This is a genomic window from Mesoflavibacter sp. CH_XMU1404-2, assembly GCF_037029465.1.
In the GTDB taxonomy this organism is placed as follows: domain Bacteria; phylum Bacteroidota; class Bacteroidia; order Flavobacteriales; family Flavobacteriaceae; genus Mesoflavibacter.
On the sequence record NZ_JAYMEM010000026.1, the window covers coordinates 256,833 to 274,541 of the forward strand.

16 protein-coding genes are annotated in these 17,709 nt (G+C 31.4%); 5 read left to right on the forward strand and 11 right to left on the reverse strand.

Going from position 1 to position 17,709, the window contains the following annotated elements:
- Positions 1–90: 90 nt before the first annotated feature.
- Positions 91–1,623 carry a succinate CoA transferase gene (locus WA327_RS09625; RefSeq protein WP_336069123.1) on the reverse strand — a complete coding sequence of 511 codons (1,533 nt, stop codon included), beginning with the start codon at positions 1,621–1,623 and terminating at the stop codon, positions 91–93.
- Positions 1,624–1,760: 137 nt separating this feature from the next.
- Here WA327_RS09625 and WA327_RS09630 point away from each other — a divergent pair, with 137 nt between their 5' ends.
- From WA327_RS09630 to WA327_RS09640, 3 genes are all read left to right on the forward strand, one after another.
- Positions 1,761–2,585 (forward strand): AraC family transcriptional regulator, encoded by an 825-nt coding sequence (locus WA327_RS09630; protein WP_336069126.1) that lies wholly within the window; start codon positions 1,761–1,763, stop codon positions 2,583–2,585.
- Between the two features lie 59 nt (positions 2,586–2,644).
- A complete protein-coding gene (locus WA327_RS09635; protein WP_336069128.1) occupies positions 2,645–3,274 on the forward strand; it encodes an NAD(P)H-dependent oxidoreductase in 630 nt (209 codons plus the stop codon).
- 113 nt (positions 3,275–3,387) lie between these two features.
- Complete coding sequence (locus WA327_RS09640) at positions 3,388–4,581, forward strand: DegT/DnrJ/EryC1/StrS family aminotransferase (protein ID WP_336069130.1); 1,194 nt, start codon at positions 3,388–3,390, stop codon at positions 4,579–4,581.
- On the opposite strand, the gene ribB is transcribed toward WA327_RS09640, so the two are convergent.
- The 6 genes from ribB to tpx all read right to left on the reverse strand — a co-directional run bounded on the left by ribB (position 4,578) and on the right by tpx (position 11,623).
- Positions 4,578–5,729 (reverse strand): 3,4-dihydroxy-2-butanone-4-phosphate synthase, encoded by a 1,152-nt coding sequence (ribB, locus tag WA327_RS09645; RefSeq protein ID WP_336069132.1) that lies wholly within the window; start codon positions 5,727–5,729, stop codon positions 4,578–4,580. The two genes, WA327_RS09640 and ribB, sit on opposite strands and share 4 nt — an antisense overlap.
- 48 nt (positions 5,730–5,777) lie before the next feature.
- Entirely contained in the window at positions 5,778–7,631 is a 1,854-nt protein-coding gene (locus WA327_RS09650; RefSeq protein WP_336069134.1) for an LptF/LptG family permease, read from the reverse strand.
- Positions 7,632–7,639: 8 nt separating this feature from the next.
- Positions 7,640–8,281 (reverse strand): outer membrane lipoprotein carrier protein LolA, encoded by a 642-nt coding sequence (locus tag WA327_RS09655; protein ID WP_336069137.1) that lies wholly within the window; start codon positions 8,279–8,281, stop codon positions 7,640–7,642.
- A 3-nt stretch (positions 8,282–8,284) separates the two neighbouring features.
- Positions 8,285–10,690 carry a DNA translocase FtsK gene (locus tag WA327_RS09660; protein WP_336069140.1) on the reverse strand — a complete coding sequence of 802 codons (2,406 nt, stop codon included), beginning with the start codon at positions 10,688–10,690 and terminating at the stop codon, positions 8,285–8,287.
- A 62-nt stretch (positions 10,691–10,752) separates the two neighbouring features.
- Positions 10,753–11,124, reverse strand: a complete 372-nt coding sequence (locus WA327_RS09665; RefSeq protein WP_336069142.1) for a diacylglycerol kinase family protein — start codon at positions 11,122–11,124, stop codon at positions 10,753–10,755.
- Entirely contained in the window at positions 11,117–11,623 is a 507-nt protein-coding gene (tpx, locus tag WA327_RS09670) for a thiol peroxidase (RefSeq protein WP_336069145.1), read from the reverse strand. The genes WA327_RS09665 and tpx overlap by 8 nt, the downstream gene beginning before the upstream one ends.
- 206 nt (positions 11,624–11,829) lie before the next feature.
- Here tpx and katG point away from each other — a divergent pair, with 206 nt between their 5' ends.
- Together katG and WA327_RS09680 are read left to right on the forward strand one after the other, a co-directional pair.
- On the forward strand, positions 11,830–14,076 hold the full coding sequence (katG, locus tag WA327_RS09675; protein ID WP_336069147.1) for a catalase/peroxidase HPI: 2,247 nt from the start codon (positions 11,830–11,832) through the stop codon (positions 14,074–14,076).
- Between the two features lie 60 nt (positions 14,077–14,136).
- Entirely contained in the window at positions 14,137–14,607 is a 471-nt protein-coding gene (locus tag WA327_RS09680; protein WP_336069148.1) for an ankyrin repeat domain-containing protein, read from the forward strand.
- 28 nt (positions 14,608–14,635) lie between these two features.
- On the opposite strand, the gene WA327_RS09685 is transcribed toward WA327_RS09680, so the two are convergent.
- The 4 genes from WA327_RS09685 to nhaC all read right to left on the reverse strand — a co-directional run bounded on the left by WA327_RS09685 (position 14,636) and on the right by nhaC (position 17,547).
- Positions 14,636–14,893, reverse strand: a complete 258-nt coding sequence (locus WA327_RS09685) for a DUF6952 family protein (RefSeq protein WP_336069150.1) — start codon at positions 14,891–14,893, stop codon at positions 14,636–14,638.
- A 9-nt stretch (positions 14,894–14,902) separates the two neighbouring features.
- Positions 14,903–15,211 (reverse strand): co-chaperone YbbN, encoded by a 309-nt coding sequence (locus tag WA327_RS09690; protein ID WP_027878813.1) that lies wholly within the window; start codon positions 15,209–15,211, stop codon positions 14,903–14,905.
- A gap of 82 nt (positions 15,212–15,293) precedes the next feature.
- Positions 15,294–15,938 (reverse strand): peroxiredoxin, encoded by a 645-nt coding sequence (locus WA327_RS09695; RefSeq protein WP_336069153.1) that lies wholly within the window; start codon positions 15,936–15,938, stop codon positions 15,294–15,296.
- A 142-nt stretch (positions 15,939–16,080) separates the two neighbouring features.
- Positions 16,081–17,547 (reverse strand): Na+/H+ antiporter NhaC, encoded by a 1,467-nt coding sequence (gene nhaC / locus WA327_RS09700; protein ID WP_336069156.1) that lies wholly within the window; start codon positions 17,545–17,547, stop codon positions 16,081–16,083.
- Between the last annotated feature and the right edge of the window lie 162 nt (positions 17,548–17,709).

Genomic DNA, 17,709 nt, shown 5'->3' on the forward strand with positions numbered 1-17,709 from the left:
TAGAAACTTTTTTTAATAAATAAACTAAATTTCACGAATTATTTAGAAGTTATTATCTTTTAAAACTATAAATAATTGTAAATAAGAAAACTAACAATTTAAAATTATTGAAGCATTTTTTTCTGTAAGCATAGAACCTTTTGATTTTAGGTTGTCATGCCAGCTAAAAGCTTCAGTTAAGACATGAGGTGTATGTCCACCAGCTAATAAAGCTTTGGCGTAATACTCTTTCATTTGTTGTTTATAAATTGGATGCACACAGTTTTCTATAATTACATCTGCTCTTTCTTTAGGAGATAAGCCTCTTAGGTCAGCTAGACCTTGTTCTGTTACTAAAATATCTACATCATGTTCTGTATGATCTGTGTGTGATACCATTGGAACAACATGAGATATGGTGTCTCTTTTAGAAATAGAAGGACAGACAAAAAAGCTTAAATATGCGTTTCTAGCAAAATCCCCAGAACCGCCAATGCCATTCATCATTTTTGTGCCTAAAATATGTGTAGAGTTTACATTGCCATAAATATCAAATTCTATTGCAGTATTTATTGCAATAATCCCTAAACGTCTAATTACTTCGGCAGCATTACTAATATTTTGAGGTCTTAATACTAGTTTTTCTTTATAGGAATCAAAATTTTTAATCATATGATCATAGCAAGAATTTGATACCGTAATAGATGAAGCTGAAGCAAAATCTAATTTTCCAGTATCAAATAGCTCGAAAGTGCTGTCTTGTAGTACTTCAGAATACATTGTTAAATTTTCAAAAGAACTGTTTTTAAATCCAGAAAGTACAGCATTAGCAATTTTACCAATACCTGCTTGTAACGGTAAAAGACTTTTGGTAAGTCTACCGCAGTTTACTTCATCTTCAAGAAAATTTAAAATATGATTAGCTATATTGGTAGTGATTTCATCTGGTTCTGAAATCCTAGCTTCGCTATCAGGTTTTTCTGTAAAGACTATTGCTTTTACTTTGTTTTGATCTACTTTAATAAAAGGTGTACCTATTCGGTCATCTGGGTTGCAAATATTTATAGGTTTTCGGTTTGGATAGGCATCATGTGTGTAAATATCATGAATATCTTTAAATGTGGTTGGTAAAGCTGTGTTTATTTCTACTATAACAGTTTTAGCTAAAGCAATAAAAGTTGCAGAGTTACCTACTGATGTTGTTGGAATAATATAGCCTTCTTTAGTAAAACCAACAGCTTCAACAATAGCTACATCAATGTTGCCTAATTGATTATTTTCAAATTGTTCTGCTGTTTCACTTAAATGTTGGTCTATATATAAAACTTCACCATTATTTATTGCTTTTCGTAATGTTGAATCTGCTTGAAAAGGCATTCTTTTATGTAATGCTTTGTTTTTAGCTAAATCGGCGTCTGTGGTATAGCCTAGGGATGCACCGGTGATTAATGAAATTTTTATATCTTCTGTTTCTGCTCTTTTGGCTACAGCAGGTAATACAGCTTTGCTATCTCCAGCTTTAGTAAATCCACTTACGCCTACTACTGCATTTTTTTTGATTAATTGAGAAGCTTCTTCTGCTGTAAATATTTTTTTTAAATAATTATCATATTGTATTCTTTCTACATTTTCTCTATTTATCATTTTTATATTTTTTTGTGTTTATTTATTACTAATAGTTAGGATATATCATTTAAAATTGATGATATATTAATATTGGTTGCAATTTATATATTTGCTATATTGTCAAAATATCACAATAAGACATTTATTTATTCATTTTGGACAAGTATATTAATTTAGCAAATAATTCATCAAAATATTACCTCACAGAAGTTGATAAAAAAGAAAAAGATATTTACTGTCATCATGATTTAATGGGAGAAAATTTTATCGAAACCCATAAACATGATAAAGCACAGTTTTTGTATACAGAAGGTGGTTTGGTGTATGTAAAAACTAGTAGTCAGACTTATTTTTTGCCAGCAAGACACTATATGTGGATACCTGCAGGTATAACGCATAGTATTTATCCAAGTTCTCCAGAAGTTAAAATGAGAAACCTTTATTTTCCTGTGAAAAACGAAGAAAATATTTTTTATTCACAAGAAGGAATTTATCCAGTAAATAATTTATTGTTACAAATGTTGTTATTTACTAAACAATGGAAGGGGAATATAAAAAAGTCTCAAAAAGATAAATATCCAATAGTTTTAGCATTAAAAGTCTTATTACCTCAATTGTCTAAACAACCACTATTACTTAATCTTCCTCAACCAAAAGATGAACGCTTGATTAAAATTTCTGAATATCTTTTAGAAAACTTACATAAGGAATTAAAAAGTACTTCGATTGCAACTCATTTTAATATGAGTAGTAAAACCCTTTATAGGTTATTTAAAAAGGACGTTCAGATTTCTTTTATACAGTATTATACTCTTTTACGTATGTTTAAGGCTTTAGAGTTTTTGTTAACACAACAATTTACAATAGCTGAAGTTGCTTTAAAAGTTGGATATAATAGTGTGCCTACTTTTAGCAATACATTTACTAAAATAATAGGAAAAAGACCATCTGCTTATATCACTATCAACGAAATATATTGATGTTAAAATCTCTTTAGGTATTTAATGATTATTTTTGGCCTCAAAATAATATAGATGATATGAATACAACATCATTATTAAAATGGAGATACGCAACTAAACAATTTGATCCATCTAAAATAATATCTTCAGATAAATTACAAATTATAAAAGAAGCATTTAACCTAACAGCAACAAGTTATGGTTTACAGCCCATCAAATTATTAATAGTAAGAACAAAAGAGATTAAAGAACAATTAAAAGTAGCAGCGTTTAATCAGTCTCAACTTACTGATGCTTCAGATGTTTTAGTCTTTTGTATTGACACAGCAATAGACGCTTCGTATGTAGAAGATTACTTTAAATTAGTGAAAGAAAAACGAAGCACGCCAGATGAAATTTTAAAACCATATCAAGAGTTTTTGACTAATCACTTTAACACTATTACAGAAGATGAAAAGCTTAATTGGGCAACAAAACAAGCTTATTTAGCAATGGGAAATCTATTGACAGTTTGTGCTATAGAGCAGATTGACGCCTGTCCGATGGAAGGATTTAGTCCAGAAAAAACCGATGAAATTTTAGAATTAGATAAGCAAAATCTTAAAAGTGTCTTGCTAATGCCTATCGGTTATCGATCTGAAGATGATTTTATGGCAAGCTTAAAAAAGGTAAGAAAACCTTTAGAAGATATGGTTCTTACTAGATAAAAAGACTTAAATAGCTTTTTTAAAACAAATTTTTAAAAGGTCATGACTTTATGTTATGACGCTTTTTTTTTCTTCTTATTAATAGTAAATTTGAAACTAACTAAATAAAAATTATGCCAGGATTTGAAAGCTTTGGTGATGCAGAGCGAAAAGAAGTACAAGACGTTTTAGATAACGGAATATTAATGCGTTACGGTTTTGATGCCATGCGTAATGGTCACTATAAAGCAAAATCTTTAGAAGAAGAATTACAGTCTACACTTCAAGTTAAACACGCTCAATTAGTAACTAACGGTACAGCAGCAGTTTCTACGTCTTTAGCAATTGCAGGAGTTGGAGCAGGAGATGAGGTTATTGTACCCTGTTTTACATTTGTTGCAACTTTTGAAGCTATTATGATGCTTGGTGCTATACCAGTTTTAGTTGATATAGATAATACTTTGACTTTAGATCCTGAAGCTGTAAAAAAAGCAATTTCACCAAAAACAAAAGCTATAATGCCGGTTCATATGTGCGGTAGTATGGCAGATTTAGATGCTTTAAAAGAAATTTGTACAACTCATAATTTAATACTTGCAGAAGATGCATGTCAAGCAATTGGAGGTACTTACAATGGAAAATATCTTGGTACTTACGGAGATGTTGGCTGCTTATCTTTCGATTTTGTAAAAACAATAACTTGTGGAGAAGGAGGAGCAGTACTAACTAATAACTCTGAGTTTGCTAAATACGCAGATCAATTTAGTGATCACGGTCATGATCATATTGGTAATGATAGAGGTGCAGAATCTCATCCTGTATTGGGTTATAATTTTAGAATTTCTGAACTTAATGCAGCGGTTGGATTAGCTCAAGTAAGACGGTTGAAAGATTTTATAGCAATACAGAAGAAAAACTATACTATTTTAAGAGAAGCATTATCCGAAATTGATGAAGTTACTTTTAGAACAGTTCCAGAAGGAGGAGAAGAAAGCTATGCTTTTCTTAATTTTTATCTACCAAATCTAGAAACTACTAGAAAAGTGATTACAGCTTTTAAAAATAATGGAGTTGATGGTTGTTTTCATTATTACGATAATAACTGGCATTATGTTCGTAAATGGGAACATTTAAAAGATATAAAAACGCTTTATCCTGTTTCAAATGAAGTAAAAGAAGGTCTGTCTTATTTAAAAGAGAAAACGTTTGATCAATCTGATCATTTTATTGGTAGAAATATTTCTTGTTTAATAAAATTATCTTGGACAGAAGAAGAAGTAAAACAAAGAGCCAAATTAATGGCTCAAGCTATAAAAGATTCACTTTAGTAGTTAACATACTCTACAATTTCTAACCCATAACCAATCATTCCTACACGTTTGGTTTGTTGTGAGTTAGAAATTAATTTTAACTTATGAATATTTAAATCATGAAGTATTTGGGCTCCAATCCCAAAGTCTTTATTGTCCATTGCTATAGCAGGAGCTTTTGCAATTTTATTAGGTACTTGTTTTTCTTTTAAAACCGATAGACGTTGTAATAAATTCATACTTTCAGCTTGTTGATTAATAAATAAAATAGCGCCTTTACCTTCTTTATTAATCACCTTAAACATATTGTCTAATTTTTGGTCAGCATTATTAGTTAACGTGCCTAAAATGTCATTATTAACTAAAGTTGAATTTACTCTTGTTAATACTTCATCTTTACTGGTCCAATCACCTTTAGTTAGTGCAATATGTACTTGATTATTTGTGGTTTGTTGGTAAGCTCTTAGACGATAATTTCCAAAACGAGTTTCGATATTAAAATCTTCTTTTTTAAGAATTAAAGAGTCGTGCTCCATACGGTAAGCCACTAAATCTTCAATTGAAACAATTTTTAAATCAAACTTTTTTGCCACTTCCATTAGCTGTGGTAAGCGTGCCATAGTACCATCTTCATTCATTATCTCGACAATAACACCTGCAGGTTCTAATCCAGCAAGCCTAGCAAAATCTATTGCAGCTTCTGTATGACCAGTACGTCTTAAAACACCACCTTCTTTGGCAACTAAAGGAAAAATATGACCTGGTCTAGCTAAATCATAAGGTTTTGTATCTGGGTTTATTAAAGCTTGAACGGTTTTAGATCTATCTGCAGCAGAAATACCTGTTGTTACACCTTGACCTTTTAAATCTACCGAAACTGTAAACGCAGTTTCCATATGGTCAGTGTTATTAGTGACCATCATGTGTAGATTTAAATCGTTACATCTGTTTTCGGTAAGTGGTGCACAGATTAATCCGCGACCATGTGTTGCCATAAAGTTGATCATCTCAGGTGTAACAAGCTCTGCTGCAGCTAAAAAGTCACCTTCATTTTCTCTGTCTTCATCATCAACAACTATAATTACTTTTCCTGCTTTAATATCTTGAATAGCTTCTTCTATAGTGTTTAATTTTACGTCTACTGCGCTAACTGTTTTTGTGCTCATTACCTTAAAATTTGTGCAAAGATAAGCTATTTTTAAGCTTTTATAGGTTTAAGAATTGATTTTTAGATTTCTATTAACATGAATAATAGGATAGAGGATAAAACCTAATATTTTAAATAAAAGTGTCTCTTTAGTTTTATTTAAAGTTTTAAGTATTTTACTGTAGTGCCTAAATGTTTTTATATAGTTAAAAATAAGAACTATATAAGATATTGCACTAATCTGTATTCCAGCTTCTGCTAATTGTGGTAACTTATTGTTTTTGAAAACAAAATATAAGATGAATAAAACTAGAGCTAAAACGAATGTTATTAAGCTAATTTTTGAAAGGGTTTTAAAGTCTTTCAATAAGCTTTTGTCTATTTCTTTAACTTCAGTTTTTGTAGTTGTTTCTGGTGTTGTTTCGCCTAAAGCTTCTGCTATTAATGCTCTTTTTTTATCATCTTTAGAAGGTTGAGAGCTTATTTTTTTATTTCCAAATTTAGAATTGTACCATTTTTTTATTGGTACAGTTATATGGTCAAACTCAAATAAACCTCTATCAGCTGTTGCACGTTTAGTTAAAAACACACTTAAGGGCAACATAATTAGTGTTGAAAACCATGCGGAGAGAGCAGGATTTAATTTTCCGTTTTTTGCACTATTTTCTGCAAATAGCCCGATAAAGTGATACGTTAAAAACAGCACAATTGCTATTACCATTGGTAGTCCTAAACCACCTTTACGTATTAAGGCTCCTAATGGTGCACCAACAAAAAATAGTATAATACAAGCAACAGCTAAAGCAAACTTTTTGTGTAATTCTATACCATGTTTATTAATCCATATAGCCTTGTTTTTAAGGTTTTTTTCTTTGGAAGTCATTATTTGTTTAGTGCTAGAAACATTGTTTACAGCATAATCTAATAATTGTACCTTAAATCTGGTGTCAAAGAGGTCTAATAATGGTCCTTCGTATATAGTATCTTTTTTTGACTTTAAAGAGATGTTTAGGGTAGCAATGTTTGTTCTATTATACATGGATTTAGAAAACTCCATGACATTATCTTGTCTTTCTAATTTAAGAGAATCTAAAGTGTGATTTAGCTCTGCTATATTTAACATCGTGTATTTATTATCAACATTTTTTTCGTCTAAATCTACATTATTTAGCTCTGTTAAATCAATGTTCATAATGTGCTTCTTAAACTCACTTTTAACAAATGGTTTTTTCTGGCGGTCTTTTAGTTTTTTGGGAGGTGTATCATCATAATAATACCCATCATAAAGAATTAGTTTTAGTATGTTAGAATCTTCATCACTTGCTAATTCTCCCGTTTCGGCAATTATAACAGTATGGTTTCCTGCAACTCTAGTACTACTTTTTTTATGTATAGTAACACCTTTTAAAAACTTACCGTTTTCGCCACTTTTTTCTTCAACTTTAATATTAAAATTATCACCAATGTCGTTAAACTGTCCTTCTGCTATTGCCATAGCTGGTTTAACTTTGGCTATATTTTTTCTTAAGTTATGGCTTTCGTAATGTGCCCAAGGAATAACATTATTACTAAAGAAAAAAGTTGTTATAGATAGAATAAATATGAAAACGCCTAAACCAGACATTGCTCTTTGAAGAGAAATACCTGTACTTTTCATTGCTGCAAACTCATAGTTTTCAGCAAAACTACCAAAAACCATAATTGATGATAGTAATATGGTAAGTGGTAAAATTAAAGGAATTAGCGTAGGTGTTATATACATTAAAAACTTAAGAATAGTCACTAAATCTAAGTCTTTACCTGCTAATTCTTTAATGTATAACCATATGGCTTGTAAAACAAAAATCAGCATGAGTATAACAAACACGCTGATAAAAGTTTTTAGGTAAGATGTTAATATGTATCTATCTAATATTTTCACTTAGAAAATTAATCTAATTTATTGATGTAGTAATCTTTATACTTTTCTTTGTCAAAAGTAAATAAGGATTTTGATAATGTTTCGTTAGTTTTAAAAGAATTAACAGTTAAGGTTGTTTTTGTACCGTTCTTGCCAATTTCAATTAATCTGTAAATATTTTTTGTTTTTACATCTATACCTAAAAGCACATATTTAATTTCTGAAGAAGAATCTATCGGGGTTAACTTAACAAACTGTATTTTTCTTCCTTGTACATTTTGCTCAATGTCCATTTTGTATGTAAAACCATCTTTGTAAAAGCTAAGCATTTTACTTGGTGTAATGGTATTTTTATCTTCATTTGAAGCTTTAGATATCGTTACCTCTTCGTCTTCAGGACTAATACTGTATAAATTTAGTCCATCAAAAATACGTGTAATGCCTAATATGTTAAGTCTATATTTTTCACCTTCCATAATAACATCACCACGTGTTTCTTGTTTAATGTTTTCTTCTGTATTTTCTAAAACATACTTAAAGTCAATGCTTATGTTTTTATAGCTTTTAGCTTTTGTAGACACTTCATCTAACAAAGCTTTAGCATTTGCATCTTGAGCATAAGTAGTTAAAGTAAAAATGGTACTTAAAAAAAGGAATAATAACTTTTTCATTTTTTAATTCGTTTCGTTTTCTAATAATTGTTCTAAAGCCAGTAAATCTGGAACCAACACTTGTCTTGCCTTACTACCTTCAAATCCGCCAACAATACCAGCAGCTTCTAATTGATCAATAATACGACCTGCACGATTATAGCCTAGTTTAAGTTTACGTTGTAGTAAAGACGCAGATCCTTGTTGTGCTGTTACAATAATTTCTGCAGCTTCACGGAAGAGTTTATCTCTTTCCGATATATCTATATCAAGACTTGTGCCACTTTCTTCACCAACATATTCAGGTAACAAATAAGCATCTGGATAGGCTTTTTGTGAGCCAATAAAGTCTACTATTTTTTCTACTTCTGGTGTGTCCACAAACGCACATTGAATACGTATCATGTCATTACCTTGCGTGTAAAGCATGTCACCACGACCAATAAGTTGATCTGCTCCAGAACCATCTAAAATGGTACGCGAGTCTATTTTTGAAGTTACTCTAAATGCTATACGTGCTGGGAAATTAGCTTTTATAATACCGGTAATAACGTTTACAGACGGACGTTGCGTAGCGATAATTAAATGAATACCAATAGCACGCGCTAATTGAGCTAGACGCGCAATAGGAGTTTCTACTTCTTTACCAGCTGTCATAATCAAATCAGCAAACTCATCTACCACTAATACGATGTAGGGTAAAAACTGGTGTCCGTCGTTAGGATTTAATTTTCTAGCTTTAAACTTGGCATTGTATTCAGAAATATTTCTACAAAGTGCATTTTTAAGCAATTCATAACGATTATCCATTTCGATACATAGTGAATTTAAGGTGTTGATAACCTTTGTGTTATCCGTTATGATTGCATCTTCACTATCTGGTAATTTTGCTAAATAGTGTCTTTCAATTTTATTAAAAAGTGTAAGCTCAACTTTCTTAGGGTCTACTAAAACAAACTTTACTTCGGCAGGATGTTTTTTATATAAAAGCGATGTCAATACCGCATTTAAACCAACCGATTTACCTTGTCCTGTTGCACCAGCCATAAGTAAGTGAGGCATTTTTGCAAGGTCGATAACCAATGTTTCGTTACTTATAGTTTTACCAATAGCAATTGGTAATTGCATCTCTGATTTTTGAAATTTTTGAGACGCAATAACAGATCGCATAGATACGATAGTTGCATTTTTATTAGGCACTTCAATACCAATAGTTCCTTTACCAGGAATTGGTGCAATAATACGAATACCAAGTGCAGCCAATGATAAAGCAATATCGTCTTCTAAGTTTTTAATTTTTGAAATTCGGATTCCTGCTTCAGGAACAATTTCATATAAAGTTACCGTTGGACCAATAGTGGCTTTTATACTATCAATACCAATCTTGTAGTTGTTTAAAGTTTCTACAATTCGGTTTTTATTTTCTTCTAATTCTTCTTGATTAATGGTAACACCTTCATTTTCATACTTTTTAAGTAGATCTAATGGCGGATATTGATATTTGCCAAGCTCTAAAGTAGGATCGAATTGTCCAAAATCTTCAACTAATTTATTCGCAAGATTATCGGTTTCTGATTCTTCTTCTTTAACAGTTTCTACTTCAATTTTAACATCTTCGTCTTCTTTAGATGAAGTTTTTAAAACAGGCTCTTCAATTTCTTCTTCGTCTTCAGGAGTTGTGACTTCAAAAGTAGTTGATGTTTCAGAAGTTGAATGATTAGCAATTGTAGGTTCTACATTTTTATTGACTTCAAAAGCAGATTTTATATCTTCAGCCTCTTCAGAATGTGAATTATCTATAGGTGTAAAATCTTCTTTTAAGTCGTCTTTAATTTCTGCTTTAGCTTTATTGAAAAGTGAGGCAATGCGTTGTGGTGTAAATTTAAAACGAACTGCTAAATAGGTGATAAACGCAAAAACCAATAAAAGCACAGTACCTATTTTTCCTATATAATCTTGAAAAAATGTGTTGATTTCATAACCAACAGTTCCGCTTAAAATGTCATTTTTAGACGTAAAAAAACCAAATAAAACTGAAAACCAAATGACAATTAATGTGCCCCAAAACCAATGTGTTCTTAACTTAGTTTTGCTTAAATCCATAAGCACAAAAATTCCTGAAAGGAAAGTTAATCCAGAAAAAATAAATGCTGCTATACCAAATCCACGTTGAATAAATACATCGCTTAGCCAAGCACCAACTTTGCTTAGCCAGTTTTGTGCTTCGACATCTCTAGTTGTAAACTCTGAGATAGCACTTTGGTCTGCTTTTCCTGTAAATATAAAAGATAAAAACGCGGTAAAAAGCAAAATGCCAAGAATTACCAAAAAGCTACCAAAGACTAATTTTTGTTGATTGTTCAACGTAAAATCAGGTTTTTTAAAGCGTGGTTTATTTTTGGTTTTAGATGTTTTTTTTGCTTTCGCCATTAACGGTTTTTTAATTTGGGTAAAAATACAAATTGTTAACGTTTATCCTAATGGATAATTGTTTAAAAAATCTTAGGAATATAAATTATCAAACCTACAATAGATGCAGCGATTGAAGCAATAAACACAGCACCAGCTGCAACATCTTTAATTATTCCAATTTTTGGGTGATGGTTTGGGTGAATAAAGTTAGCTATTTCTTCTACAGCTGTATTAAGTCCTTCTATACTCATTACCATACCAATTGCAAAGCATTGCATGATCCACTCTGTATTAGAAATAGAATAGTAAAAACCAGCTATTGTTACAATAATAGCTATAAATAATTGTATTTGTATGCTGGCTTCGGTTTGTATTAAGCGCCACATACCTAAAAAGGCATATTTTACGCTTTTTAGACGATTTACAATAAAAGATTCTTTTGGTTTATCCATTAGATAAGGCGTTTAGCGCCGCTTCGTAATTTGGTTCGTCTGCTACTTCTTCAACTTGTTCTGTATAGGTTATCTTTCCATTTTCATCTAAAATAACGATACATCTTGAATGTAAAGTTTCAAAAGGACCGTTTTTAAAAGCTAAACCATAATTTTTACCAAATTCACCTGTTTTAAAATCAGATAACATTTCTAAATTATCAATGCCTTCTGCACCACAAAATCTAGACATAGCAAAAGGTAAATCTCTAGACACACAAACAATTTTTGTGTTTTCAACTTCAGATGCTTTTTTATTAAAAGTTCTTACAGAAGTTGCACAAGTACCAGTATCTACACTAGGAAATATGTTTAGAACCACTTTACTTCCTTTATAATCAGCAAGTGTTTTTTCTGATAAGTCAGTATGAGTTAAATTAAAATTTGGTGCATCGTTACCAACTTCAGGTAAGTTGCCAACGGTTTCTACAGGAGTACCTCCTAAGGTTATTTTTGCCATAAAAGTTAATTTTTATTCAAATTTAAAAATAATACATTAAAGTTATTTTCTAATTACGATTAATTACAATAATTTGAAATTATCACTTTTTTTAATTAAATAAATGATGCTTATAATGTGATAGTGATAATCAATTTTTTTGACATAATTTTTGTAAATTTAATAGTTAATTTTAGTGAAATATATAAAATCTTAAAACTATTAATATGGAAAGTAACTCAAATGGAAATCCACGTGGAGAAAATTTTGAACTAAATGAAAGTTCTGCAAAATGTCCTTTTCTAAGTGGAACCACAAAAAAAACTGCTGGTGGCGGAGTAAAAAATCGCGATTGGTGGCCAAACGAATTAAAATTAAATATTTTACGCCAACATGCACCAAGCTCTAACCCTTTGGATGATGATTTTGATTATGCTAAAGAGTTTAATAGTCTTGATTTTGCAAAACTAAAGCAAGAAGTAATAGATTTAATGACAGACTCACAAGATTGGTGGCCTGCAGATTACGGACATTACGGCGGATTTATGATTAGAATGGCTTGGCACAGTGCAGGAACTTACAGAGTAGGAGATGGTCGTGGTGGCGCTGGTGGCGGTAACCAAAGATTTGCACCAATTAATAGTTGGCCTGATAATGGTAATTTAGATAAAGCTAGACTTTTACTTTGGCCTATAAAACAAAAGTATGGTCGTAAAATATCTTGGGCAGATTTAATGATACTTGCAGGAAACTGTGCTTTAGAGTCTATGGGCTTTAAAACCTTTGGCTTTGCAGGAGGAAGAGAAGATATATGGGAGCCAGAACAAGATGTATATTGGGGAAGCGAAACGGAATGGGGCGCAAATGAAGATAGATACGGCGACAGCAAAGATGTAGAAGAAAGAGACCTTGAAGATCCTTTAGCAGCTGTTATGATGGGTTGGATTTATGTAAATCCAGAAGGACCAGACGGAAAACCAGATCCGATGGGTTCTGCTAAAGATGTTAGAGAAACTTTTGGGCGTATGGCGATGGATGATGAAGAAACTGTAGCGTTAGTAGCTGGTGGACATACGTTTGGTAAAGCTCATGGAGCAGCAGATCCTGGTAAATATGTTGGGGCAGAACCACATGGTGCATCTATAGAAGAAATGAGTACTGGTTGGAAAAACACCTTCGGAACTGGAGTTTTAGACGATACAATTACCAGCGGAATTGAAGGTGCTTGGACACCAAATCCAACACAATGGGATCATGATTATTTTGATGTATTATTAAATTATGATTGGGAATTAACAAAAAGTCCAGCAGGTGCACACCAATGGAAACCAACTGAAGCTTCTAAAGCAAGAAAAGCACCAAAAGCAGGTGATCCAAATGGTACTCAAGATTTAATGATGACCACAGCAGATATTGCTTTAAAAACAGATTCTGAGTATTTAAAAATTTCTCAGAAATTCCATAAAGATCATAAAGCATTTGAAGATGCTTTTGCTCGTGCTTGGTACAAACTAACGCATAGAGATATGGGACCAATCGATCGATATTTAGGTCCAGAAGTGCCAAAAGAACAATTGTTATGGCAAGATCCAATACCTAAAGTAAATTATAAACTTTCAGACAGTGATATCTCTAAATTAAAAGATATGATAGCTAATTCTGGGTTGTCAATTTCTCAAATGGTAACTACAGCTTGGGCATCTGCTTCAACTTTTAGAGGATCAGATAAACGTGGTGGCGCTAATGGCGGAAGACTTCGTTTAGAACCGCAAAGAAGTTGGGAAGTTAATAATCCAAAAGAACTAGACAAAGTCTTATCAAAATTAGAAGGTATTAAAAACGATTTTGATGGAGAAGTTTCAATTGCAGATTTAATTGTGCTTGCTGGAAATGTTGGTGTTGAACAAGCAGCAAAAAAAGCAGGTCAGAATATTGACGTGCCTTTTACGCAAGGTAGAGGCGATGCTTCACAAGAACAAACAGATATTGAAGGTTTTAATTATTTACAACCAATTGCAGATGGTTTTAGAAACTACATAAAATCTGATTTACAAATTGCAGCCGAAGATTTATTAGTCGATAAAGCTAATCTTTTAACACTTACTGTTCCAGAAATGACAGTTTTAGTTGGTGGATTAAGAGTTTTAGGTGCTAATTATGATGGCTCTGATTACGGTGTATTTACCAATAAAAAAGAAACGTTAACTAACGATTTCTTTACTAATATTTTAGACTTTACTTACACATGGAGTGCTACAAGTGAAGATGACAGATATTTTGAAGGTAGAGATAGACGTACTGGTGAAGTGAAATTTAAAGGAACTCGTGCCGATTTAATCTTTGGTTCTAATACCGAATTACGAGCTGTAGCAGAATTTTATGGCGCAAATGATGCACAAGAAAAATTTGTAAAAGATTTTGTAAAAGCTTGGACTAAAGTGATGAATTTAGATCGTTACGATTTAAAAAAATAATCAAACAATTTTAATTTAAGAGTGCTTGCGTGTCAAGCACTCTTTTTATTTTATATAGCTATGACAGAAAACGAATTATTTTTTGCCACAATACAATCTGGCAATGAAGACAATATAAAAGCACAATTAACCAGAAATCCAGATTTGGTTAATATTAAAGATCAAAGAGGTTTTACACCGTTAATTTTTGCGACTTATTTTAATAAAGAAAATATTGCCGAAATACTGTTAGAGCACAAAGCAGATGTAAATGGTAAAGATGCATCTGGAAACACAGCTTTGATAGGTGTTTCATTTAAAGGAAATAAAGTTATTGCTGAAAAACTGGTACAACATAAAGCAGATATAAATGCTAAAAACAATGCCGGTATTACAGCGTTAATTTATGCAGCAATGTATAATCAAGACGAAATGATAAAACTATTGCTTAAGTATGAAGCAGATAAAACAATTGTAGATAAAGAAGGAAAAAAAGCAATAGATTATGCTAAAGAAAAAGGCTTCAACACTATTGTTGAAACCTTAAAATAAAAAAAAACACTTCATTTGAAGTGTTTTTTTATTTATCAATCGATCCTAAAACGCGTTGCATAAAGTTGTTAACCGCTTCTTTTTTAGGCGTACCATCTTTTATCATTTTATTGACTTCAATAGCACCGTACATATTAGAGATTAACTCGCCAATAACATCTAATTCTTCATCTTTTAATGAAGGTACTTCGGTTAAGGCTTCTAAAGTTTCAATAGTTTCAACTACGTAATCTTCGTCGTTTTCTTCTATAAATTGTGTAAGGTGTTTTATTACAGGTAATTTCATAATTTATAATTAAGCAACTTCGTTAACTAAATCTTTTAAAACGTCAAATTTGTTGGTTTGAACTTGATTAACAAAGTTTCCGTTTTTAAATGTAGCAAATGTTGGTAAATTATCTACTGTTGCTAATTTTCTTGACTCAGGAAATTTTTCCGCGTCAGCGATAACAAACGTTACATTTTCTAACTCGCTAGCTAATTTTTTTACTTTTGGCTTCATAATTCTGCAGTTACCACACCATGTTGCCGAGTATTGTACAACTACAGTATCATTACTGTTTACTAATTCTTGTAGGTTATCTTGGTCTAATTCTTTAAGCATAATTGAAAATTTAAATATGAAACACCAAATTCTAAATTAAAAAAACTCAGAATTTGGTGTTTATTAATTTATTGAGATTTGTTTAGTTTGCGTGAGCTGCTAAGTAACTAGCAACACCATCTCTATTAGCATTCATTGCATCTTTGCCTTCTTCCCAGTTTGCTGGACAAACTTCTCCTTTTTCTTGTACGTGAGTTAACGCATCGATTAATCTTAAGTATTCACCAACGTTTCTACCTAATGGCATGTTGTTGATGCTTTCGTGTTGTACGTTACCTTCTTCATCAATGATATATGTAGCTCTGTAAGTTACGTTATCTCCTTCTACAGTAACAACGCCAGTTTCTTCGTTGTAAGTTTCATTAGTAATATCTAAAATACCTAATGTTGAAGCTAAATTACGGTTAGAATCAGCTAAGATTGGGTAAGTTACACCTTCGATACCACCGTTATCTTTTGGAGTGTTTAACCATGCAAAGTGAACTTCTGGAGTATCACAAGAAGCACCAATTACGATAGTGTTTCTTTTTTCAAACTCAGCTAAAGCAGCTTGAAAAGCGTGTAATTCTGTTGGGCAAACAAAAGTAAAATCTTTTGGGTACCAGAATAATAATACTTTTTTATTGTTGTTTTTTGCTTCTTCAAGAACGTTTACTTTAAAGGTATCACCCATTTCGTTCATTGCGTCTACATTTAAATTTGGAAATTGTTTTCCTACTAATGCCATGATTAAATTTTTATAAATTAATTAATAAATTTTAAGTCGCAAATATAAGGATGACTTAGGAATTTTAACATTAAAAAAATTCTAAAAATTTATAAAGCAATAAATTAAAACTATCGATTAAATATTTAGGTATAAATATTGATTATTTAGTAGTAATTTGCCTTATTTTTATGGATAATGCAGCAAAGATTAAAGTTGTAATTGGACTTAACCAATTAAATATGGCATAAACAAAATATTCTGCAACGCCAACACCTAAAACGCCACTTTGATAAGCACCACAAGTATTCCAAGGAATTAAGACAGAAGTCACTGTACCAGAATCTTCTAATGTACGGCTTAAATTTTCTGGAGCTAAGCCTTTATCTTGAAAGGCTTTTTTAAACATTTTACCAGGAATTACAATTGCCAAGTATTGATCTGAAGCGATAGCATTTAAGCCTAAACAGCTAAAAACTGTACTTGCAAAAAGTCCGAAAACGGTTGTAGCAATTTTTAATAATTCGTTAGTGATTCTAGCTAAGGCGCCAATACCGTCCATAATACCACCAAAAACCATTGCACAACATATTAGTAGAATGGTCCAAATCATTCCATTCATTCCTCCAGAAGAGAATAATTCGTTTAGTTTTTCATTATCAGTAGCTATCTCAGTATCGGTTAAAATAGATTGAAAAATTGCAACGAATTTAGAATCTGATAAACCAGTTAAAATTTCAGGTTGAAAAATAAATGCAAAAATAGCAGCTAAAATAACTCCAGTTAAAAGAGCAACTAAAGGTTTTGTCTTCATTAAAATTAAAGCAATTACAACTGCAGGAACAATAAATAAAAGCGGTGTAATATTAAACGTATTATTTATGCTTGTTAACAAGTTGCTTATATCTGCATTACCAGTTGTATCTATAGTTGCGCTTAAAATTGAAAATATCACTATAGTTATTAAAATGGTAGGAACAGTAGTAAAAGCCATATATCTAATATGAGTAAATAAATCTGTACCAGCCATAGCAGGAGCTAGGTTAGTTGTATCACTAAGTGGTGACATTTTATCACCAAAGTAAGCTCCAGATATTACAGCACCAGCAATCATACCAGTAGGAATACCTAATGCACTACCAATACCAATTAAAGCAATACCTACGGTTGCAGATGTTGTCCAAGAACTACCTGTAGCAATAGAAATTATTGCAGCAATAATTACAGAAGCTGGCAAGAAAATTTCTGGACTTAAAACCTGTAGCCCATAATAAACCATAGCAGGAATAATACCGCTTACAAGCCAAGTACCAGCTAAAGCACCTACTAAAAATAAAATAAGAATAGGGACAAAGACGCTTTTAAGGTTTTCCCAAATTTCTTTAAGCATTAAATTGAAAGACACTTTATTAAAAAATCCAACAATTGCAGCAATTCCACCTCCAATTAATAAAATAATTTGATTGGTGTAAGTTCCAAACCATTCTTGATCATCAACAAAAAATATGTTGTAAGCTAGTAATGCCATAAGGCAAACTACTGGAATTAAAGCTTCTATAAGATTTAATTCTTTGTTTTCTACAATTCTTTGATCATTAATGTTTATATCAGAAAGGTTATTGTCTTGCATATTTTAGTTAGTTTTTTCAATTGTAATGTTACGATTTTAGACAGAGCTATGCAAATTCAATTAATCCTACTTCAATAAATTTATTTTGTCGGATATAATTGTTTTTTGTCGAAAATTCTTACAAAACACATTGTTTTTTAAGTGTTTATCTAAGCTATTCAT

What these genes read in the sequence shown, in the direction of transcription:
- nhaC (WP_336069156.1), bottom strand. Translation starts at nt 17,547, where the DNA reads ATGCAAGACAATAACCTTTCTGATATAAACATTAATGATCAAAGAATT.
- WA327_RS09685 (WP_336069150.1), bottom strand. Translation starts at nt 14,893, where the DNA reads ATGAAATTACCTGTAATAAAACACCTTACACAATTTATAGAAGAAAAC.
- WA327_RS09665 (WP_336069142.1), bottom strand. Translation starts at nt 11,124, where the DNA reads ATGGATAAACCAAAAGAATCTTTTATTGTAAATCGTCTAAAAAGCGTA.
- katG (WP_336069147.1), top strand. Translation starts at nt 11,830, where the DNA reads ATGGAAAGTAACTCAAATGGAAATCCACGTGGAGAAAATTTTGAACTA.
- WA327_RS09695 (WP_336069153.1), bottom strand. Translation starts at nt 15,938, where the DNA reads ATGGCATTAGTAGGAAAACAATTTCCAAATTTAAATGTAGACGCAATG.
- WA327_RS09635 (WP_336069128.1), top strand. Translation starts at nt 2,645, where the DNA reads ATGAATACAACATCATTATTAAAATGGAGATACGCAACTAAACAATTT.
- WA327_RS09690 (WP_027878813.1), bottom strand. Translation starts at nt 15,211, where the DNA reads ATGCTTAAAGAATTAGACCAAGATAACCTACAAGAATTAGTAAACAGT.
- WA327_RS09660 (WP_336069140.1), bottom strand. Translation starts at nt 10,690, where the DNA reads ATGGCGAAAGCAAAAAAAACATCTAAAACCAAAAATAAACCACGCTTT.
- WA327_RS09680 (WP_336069148.1), top strand. Translation starts at nt 14,137, where the DNA reads ATGACAGAAAACGAATTATTTTTTGCCACAATACAATCTGGCAATGAA.
- ribB (WP_336069132.1), bottom strand. Translation starts at nt 5,729, where the DNA reads ATGAGCACAAAAACAGTTAGCGCAGTAGACGTAAAATTAAACACTATA.
- WA327_RS09625 (WP_336069123.1), bottom strand. Translation starts at nt 1,623, where the DNA reads ATGATAAATAGAGAAAATGTAGAAAGAATACAATATGATAATTATTTA.
- WA327_RS09640 (WP_336069130.1), top strand. Translation starts at nt 3,388, where the DNA reads ATGCCAGGATTTGAAAGCTTTGGTGATGCAGAGCGAAAAGAAGTACAA.
- tpx (WP_336069145.1), bottom strand. Translation starts at nt 11,623, where the DNA reads ATGGCAAAAATAACCTTAGGAGGTACTCCTGTAGAAACCGTTGGCAAC.
- WA327_RS09655 (WP_336069137.1), bottom strand. Translation starts at nt 8,281, where the DNA reads ATGAAAAAGTTATTATTCCTTTTTTTAAGTACCATTTTTACTTTAACT.